Origin of the sequence: Eggerthella sp. BIOML-A4 (assembly GCF_009875575.1) — a bacterium.
Lineage (GTDB): Bacteria > Actinomycetota > Coriobacteriia > Coriobacteriales > Eggerthellaceae > Eggerthella > Eggerthella lenta.
Genome location: NZ_WWRX01000005.1, coordinates 255,913 through 262,429 on the forward strand (window position 1 = coordinate 255,913; position 6,517 = coordinate 262,429).

General features: G+C 66.7%; 7 protein-coding genes. All 7 read left to right on the plus strand.

Features of this window, described 5'->3' with window-relative positions; translation table 11 throughout:
- The first annotated feature begins 166 nt into the window (after positions 1-166).
- The 7 genes from pdxT (at position 167) to rpmE (ending at position 6,404) form a co-directional block, all read left to right on the plus strand.
- Positions 167-763: a pyridoxal 5'-phosphate synthase glutaminase subunit PdxT gene (pdxT, locus tag GT613_RS06545; protein ID WP_009304758.1), complete on the plus strand. Its 597-nt coding sequence runs from the start codon at positions 167-169 to the stop codon at positions 761-763.
- 112 nt (positions 764-875) lie between these two features.
- Positions 876-1,094 carry a hypothetical protein gene (locus GT613_RS06550; RefSeq protein WP_009304757.1) on the plus strand — a complete coding sequence of 73 codons (219 nt, stop codon included), beginning with the start codon at positions 876-878 and terminating at the stop codon, positions 1,092-1,094.
- Between the two features lie 92 nt (positions 1,095-1,186).
- Positions 1,187-2,020, plus strand: coding sequence for a prolipoprotein diacylglyceryl transferase (gene lgt, locus GT613_RS06555; protein ID WP_009304756.1), 834 nt, complete (start codon positions 1,187-1,189; stop codon positions 2,018-2,020).
- Between the two features lie 175 nt (positions 2,021-2,195).
- Positions 2,196-2,576: a desulfoferrodoxin family protein gene (locus GT613_RS06560; protein WP_009304755.1), complete on the plus strand. Its 381-nt coding sequence runs from the start codon at positions 2,196-2,198 to the stop codon at positions 2,574-2,576.
- An 811-nt stretch (positions 2,577-3,387) separates the two neighbouring features.
- Positions 3,388-4,860: a pyruvate kinase gene (gene pyk, locus GT613_RS06565; RefSeq protein WP_035577283.1), complete on the plus strand. Its 1,473-nt coding sequence runs from the start codon at positions 3,388-3,390 to the stop codon at positions 4,858-4,860.
- 68 nt (positions 4,861-4,928) lie between these two features.
- Positions 4,929-5,834 carry a rhamnulose-1-phosphate aldolase gene (rhaD, locus tag GT613_RS06570; RefSeq protein WP_161172566.1) on the plus strand — a complete coding sequence of 302 codons (906 nt, stop codon included), beginning with the start codon at positions 4,929-4,931 and terminating at the stop codon, positions 5,832-5,834.
- Between the two features lie 108 nt (positions 5,835-5,942).
- Positions 5,943-6,404, plus strand: coding sequence for a 50S ribosomal protein L31 (gene rpmE / locus GT613_RS06575; protein WP_009304752.1), 462 nt, complete (start codon positions 5,943-5,945; stop codon positions 6,402-6,404).
- Positions 6,405-6,517: the final 113 nt, after the last annotated feature.

The window sequence follows — 6,517 nt, forward strand, 5'->3', positions numbered from 1 at the left end:
CTTGCCAGCCGCCGGAACTGCTCGACGCTGCGGCGCACCGAGGTGCCCCGCCTTCGCGCGATGTCGAAGGTTTGCGTACCGAAGTACGCGGCGCCTCCGCCATCCCACGAATTCGGGGCGCCTCGGCGCCCCTCGCTGACTTACTACGCCAACCAGGGAGGTGTCAATGGAACCTGTGAGAAAGACGATCGGCGTCCTGGCCTTGCAGGGCGCCTTCCGGGAGCATCGGCGGATGCTGGAAGGCCTGGGGGCCGACACGCGCCTCGTGCGCTGGCCATCCGAGCTGGAAAGGCTGGACGGCCTGGTGATCCCGGGCGGCGAGTCCACGGCCATCGCGAAGCTTCTGGCCATCCACGGCATGTACGGGCCGTTGCGCGCCGCGCATGCGGCCGGCATGGCCGTGTTCGGCACGTGCGCCGGTGCTATACTCATGGCGCGCGACATCGAGGGGGCCCGCTCCGACCAGGAGCCGTTGGCGCTGATGGACGTGCGTATCCGCCGCAACGCCTATGGGCGGCAGATCGACTCGTTCGAGACGACGGTGCCGTGGGCGGGCATCGAGGGCGACCCGGTGAAGGGCGTGTTCATCCGCGCCCCGCGCTTCGCCGATCTCGGCGAGGGCGTGGAGGTGCTCAGCACGTCCGAGGACGGCGAGCCGCTGGCCGTCCGCGAAGGCCGCGCGCTGGCCGCGGCGTTCCATCCCGAGCTCACCGACGATTCCCGCGTGCATGCTTTCTTCCTGGAGCGCGTCGTCGGGTCGTGAGGAGCCTCTCCTGCGTTGCCGGGGCGTTTCCAATCGCGGGAGCGCGCTCGACGAGTTCTGCTACAATGAAGACGAAGGAAGGCGGGCGACGAAGCGAGAGGAGCGTGAACCTATGAGCAAAGGCGTGACCTGTCCTGCGTGCGGGGCGGTCGGTTTGGACGTGTGCCGTTATGAGTCCATGATGGTGGTGCGCGCCGATCTCGCGATGTTCACGCTGCGCTGCCCGCACTGCAAAGCCACCGTGTCCAGCATGCAGCCCATTCCGCCGCAGCTGTACGAGGAGGTGCGGTTCGCCGCCCTCGAAGTGGGCGCCGGCATGGGCCTTGAGTAGCGGTTCCGTCGGCATCGTGCCGGCGGAACTTTTTTCTATGCGGTTCGAACGACAACCGAATGCCCGTGCCGCGCGGGCTGCGAAGGAACGACATGCTCAACGACATCTACCAATCCATCGATCCCGTCCTGTTCGCGTTCGGCCCGTTCACCGTGCGCTGGTACGGCGTCGCCTACGTGCTGGGCTTCGTTTTCGCGGGCCTCGTCATCTGGCGCGTCGCGCGCCGCTGGCGCGTGCGCGTGGATGCGGATTCACTGCTGACCATCATGTTCTGCGTCATCATAGGCGTCATCGTGGGCGGACGGCTGGGTTACGTGCTGTTCTACGGCGAGGGGTACTATTTCCAGCATCCCGAGCAGATCCTCGCGTTCAACAAAGGCGGTATGAGCTTCCACGGCGGGCTTATAGGCGCGCTTTTGGCGGGCATCGCGGCTGCGAAGCTCACTCGTATCCCGTACCTCACGTTGGCCGACCTCGGCTGCATCGGCGCGCCGCTGGGCCTGCTGTTCGGCCGCTGCGCGAACTTCATCAACGGCGAGCTGTGGGGCGCGCCCACCGACGCCGCCTGGGGCGTGGTGTTCGGAGGCGCCGCGGGCACGATGCCGCGCCATCCGTCGCAGCTTTACGAGGCCTTTCTCGAGGGCGTCGTCATCTTCGCCGTGCTGTATCTGCTGTCGCGACGCATGCCGCCGCGTCCGCGCGGCACGTTTCTGGGCACGTTCCTCGTCATGTACGGATGCTTCCGCTTCCTCGTCGAGTTTGTGCGCGAGCCCGACGCGCAGCTGGGCTATCTATGGGGTGGCTGGCTTACCATGGGGCAGCTGTTATCGGTGCCGCTGATCCTCGTGGGCGCCGGCGTGCTGGTTTATGCGCTTGTCGTGAAAAAGCCCCAAAAAGGGCTTCCTGAAATGAAACAATCTGAGTAACATATAAGGGAATCGAACGCACGGCTCCTCGAGGCTTCGACTCGCTAAGCCGTGCGATTGGTTACGGTTCGGCGGCAACCTTGCCTGCGGTAACGGTTTGCTTGCCGGGCGAAGCTAAACTGGCAACAGATCATATTGGCTGCAAGTTTTATCAGACGACGAAGGGGGACTTCCCATGGATCTCAAGTTCTACAAGTGCATGCACTGCGGCAACATCGCCATCAAGCCGTTCGACGCGGGCGTGCCGCTGGTGTGCTGTGGCGAGAAGATGACCGAGCTCACTGCCAATACCACCGATGCCGCGGTCGAGAAGCACGTGCCCGTGGTGCGCGTCGACGGCTCGAACGTGCACGTCGAGGTGGGCAGCACGCTGCATCCCATGACTCCGGAGCACTACATCACGTTCATCTGCCTGGTCACGAAGAACGGCTACCAGATCGTCGAGCTGACGCCGGAGGATGCTCCCGTCGCCGACTTCGCCATTGCCGAAGGCGATGAGGCTCTCAAGGTGTACGAGTACTGCAACCTGCACGGCCTTTGGGTCGCTGAGGTGTAGACGGCCCTGCGTTTCGCGCATGACGCGCCCGTCCCGCTTCGCGGGGCGGGCGTTTTCGTTTGCGTTGCGGTCGGCGCGCGTGTTACCGCTGCGGATGTTTCACGTGAAACATTTGTGCTGAATGGGCGTTTAGGCACTCGTTCGGTCGCGTTTGGCGTTTTGCCCGCGCGGCGCGGCTGCGCGGGGTTCGCACCATGCGTCGCGCTTGCCGCCCGAGCGGCCCATCCCCGCATCCGTCTCGCCCGCGCGCCATGGCCTCCGAGCTTCCGACGGCTCCTCGGATGGCGAAAAAGCATCGAATTCGGAAGTCCCCGACGGGGCTGCGGGTTCGTCGGGAGGCCTCCTCCTGTATCGCTCCTGTTCGCGGGCGTCTCTTCTTTCGCCGCCGCGCGCAGGGTCTCATCGGGGCGCTCGATTTCTTCCGAATTCGATGCTTTTTCGCCATCAGGGGAGCCTCCGTGCGTCTGCAAGCTGCTTGGGAGGTCGTCCGACGGGGCGTGCGATCCCTGGGGCGAGACGTTTCTCGGGAGGTCATGCGCCAGGCGTGCGGTCGGGACGTCTGCTCGGAAGGGAAGAGCATGCATGCCGCCATCCTGAGTTAGCGGATCTCCGTTCGCCATCCTGGGCGCGCGCAAGCGAGTCGAAGGATCTCGCGCAGCGCGCGAGGATCCGAAGGCGGCTTCGAAGCCCGTTGCCGCTCGGAGACGCCGCGCTTGTGTGCAGACTCGTCGGATTGGGGTGGCGCGACGGGGGCTCGCGGGGATTTCACGGTATGATGGATCCCATGGAACGGGCGCGATCGAGGAGGAGCATGGCAAGACGCACGAAGATCGTTTGCACGCTGGGACCTGCCGTCGACGACGAGACCGCCCTGCGCGGGCTGCTGTCCGCAGGCATGGACGTGGCGCGTTTCAACTTCTCGCACGGCTCGCACGACGAACACCGGGCGCGCATGGATCTGCTGAAACGCGTGCGTCGCGACCTCGGCTCGCCGTGCGCCATCCTGCTGGATACTCGCGGCCCCGAGATCCGCACGGGCTCGCTTGCGGGCGGACGTCCCGTGGAGCTGCGGGAGGGCGGTTCCCTCGTGCTCACCGAGCGCGTGGTGGACGGCACGGCGCAGCTGGTCTCGCAAACCTGCGCGGGGTTGGCGCGCGTCGTCGGGCCCGGCCAGCCCATCCTGCTGGACGACGGGCTCATCGAGCTTCGGGTGGAGGCGGTCGAAGGCTCGGACATCCGCTGCACGGTGCGCAACAGCGGGCTGTTGGGCGAGCGCAAGTCCGTCAACATCCCCGGCGCCAGCGTGCCGCTGCCCGTGATGACCGACCAGGATCGGGCCGACCTCGTCTTCGGCATCGATCAGGATGTCGACTTCGTAGCGGCCTCGTTCGTGCGCAACGCCGAGGGCGTGCGCGAGTTGCGGCGTTTCCTCGACGAGCACGGCGGCGAGGGCGTGTGCTTGATCGCGAAGATCGAATGCGCCGAGGCGGTGGAGAACTTCGAGGACATCATCGAAGCGGCCGACGGCGTGATGGTGGCGCGTGGCGACTTGGGCGTGGAGGTGCCGGCTCACAAGGTGCCGCACATCCAGAAGGAGATCATCCGCGCGTCGAACCGCGCGTCGAAGCCGGTGATCACGGCAACCCAGATGCTGGACTCTATGATACGCAACCCGCGTCCTACGCGCGCCGAGGTGGGCGACGTGGCGAACGCCATCTACGACGGCACCGATGCCGTGATGCTGTCGGGCGAGACGGCCGGCGGGCGCTACCCGGTGGAGGCCGTGCGCATGATGGCGCGCATCGCCGAGTCGAGCGAGCCCTACTTGTTCGACGAGCGCGCGCCCGACCGCAGCCGCGACAAGGCGCGCGTGGCGCTGGCCGTAGGGCTGGCCGCCGTGCAGACGGCCGAGAACGTGGGCGCCGCTTGCATCGTCGCGCCTACGATGTCCGGTCGCACGGCGCGACTCGTGTCGAACCTGCGCCCGCGCGTGCCCATCCTCGCGGTCACGCCGTTTCCGCGCGTCATGCGCCAGCAGCAGCTCAACTGGGGCGTGACGCCCATGCTCGGCGATGTGCAGGGCGACATGCGCCACGTCGTCGAGCAGGCGCACGACGCCGTGCTGGAGAACGGGCTCGTGCGACCGGGCGACCTCGCGGTGTTCACGGCGGGCGATCCCTCCACGAGTCCCACCATCGGCGAGCCGGGCGACGGCGCGGCGGCCGCCACCAACGTGATGTACGTCGTGCAGATACGTCCCGGCGAAGGCGACGGCGGGCTATAGGCCGCGGCGGACGGTGCCGGCCGTATGCGGCAGATAACGGACGATAGGCTTCGGATAAGGAGTTGACCATGGGTTTCTTCGACAATGCGCAGGAAGTGCTCGACCGCGGCGTGTCGGCGGCGAAGGGCGCCGTCTCGGGCGTGGCGGTGGAGCAGCAGGCGTTCGTGAAAGGGTTCGCGCGCCTGTGCAGCGAGGGCTCGAGCCAGGGATGGCATGAGAGCAACGGCGGCAACGCGTCGTACCGGCTTGCGCCGGAGGACGTGGCATCCAGCCGCTCGTTCTTCTACGACAATCCCAGCTCGTGGGTGCCGCTAGGCGTGCAGGCCGCCAACCTGGGCGGCGAGTTCTTCCTGGTGACGGCCGCGGGAGCGCACATGCGCAACGTGGCGCTGGACCCCGACACGGGCGCGGGCATCGTGGAGGTCAACGCCGCGGGCGACGCGTGGCGCATCGTGTGGGGCTTCAAGAACGGCGGCGTGCCCACGAGCGAGTTCCCCAGCTACGCAGCCATCCAGTCGGTACGCAAGGAGGCGACCGGCGGCACGGGCCGGGTGCTGTACCACGCCCATCCCGCAAACGTGGTGGCGCTGACCAACGTGCTGCCGCTCGATGCGCGCACGTTCACCCGTGCGCTGTGGAAGATGCTGATGGAGGCCATGATCGCGTTTCCGAAGGGCATCGGAGTAGTGCCGTGGATGGTGCCGGGCGGCCCTGAGATCGCCAGCGCCACGGCCGACGCCATGCGCGTCTACGACGCATGCGTTTGGGCTCACCACGGCCTGTTCTGCGCTGGGAACGACTTCGACTCGACGTTCGGGCTGGCGCAGACCATCGACAAGGCCGCGACCGTCTACGCGCAGACGCGCGCGATGAACGGCGGCAGCGACCGGTTCGCCAGCGCCATTCCCGACGAGGGCCTGCGCGGCATCGCCGAGGCGTATCATCTTCCGGTGAACGAGGCGTTCCTCGCTTAGGTTGGGAATTTCCGGAGAAAACGCGTGCGTTGCGGCGTCGACTGTGCTATAGTGCAAAGGCTTGTCTTCGCCTTGGTCGGAAACCAAGGCCCGTAAAGGAGAACCATAATGAAACAGGGTATTCATCCGGAGTACGTGGACTGCACGGTCAAGTGCAGCTGCGGCAACACGTTCCAGACCCGTTCGACGAAGCCTGAGCTGAAGATCGACATCTGCAATGTGTGCCATCCGTTCTACACCGGCCAGCAGCGCTTCGTCGACACCGGCGGACGCGTCCAGCGCTTCGCCGACAAGTTCGGTGCCGCGAAGGAGACCGTGGCCGAGCGCGAGGCCGCCAAGAAGGCCGCGCGTGCCGCCGCTATCGCCGAGGCCGAGGCCAAGAAGAAGGCCGAGCGCGAGGCGAAGGCCGCCGAGAAGGCCAAGCGCGCCGAGGAGTTCGCCAAGAAGTCCGAGGCCGAGGCTAAGAAGGCCGCCGAGGCTGAGGCTGCCGCCGAGACCGCTCCCGAGGCTACGGCCGAGGAAGCCGCCGCGGTGGACGCCCTCGTCGAAGAGGCTCCTGCCGCCGAATAGCGCTTCTGCAGCAAGCACAGCGAACGGCCCGGTCGATGACCGGGCCGTTCGTGCGTCCAGGGACGATCCGCGCGCGTTGTCGCCCGAAAGCCGTGGTTTTCGCCCTCGAAGCG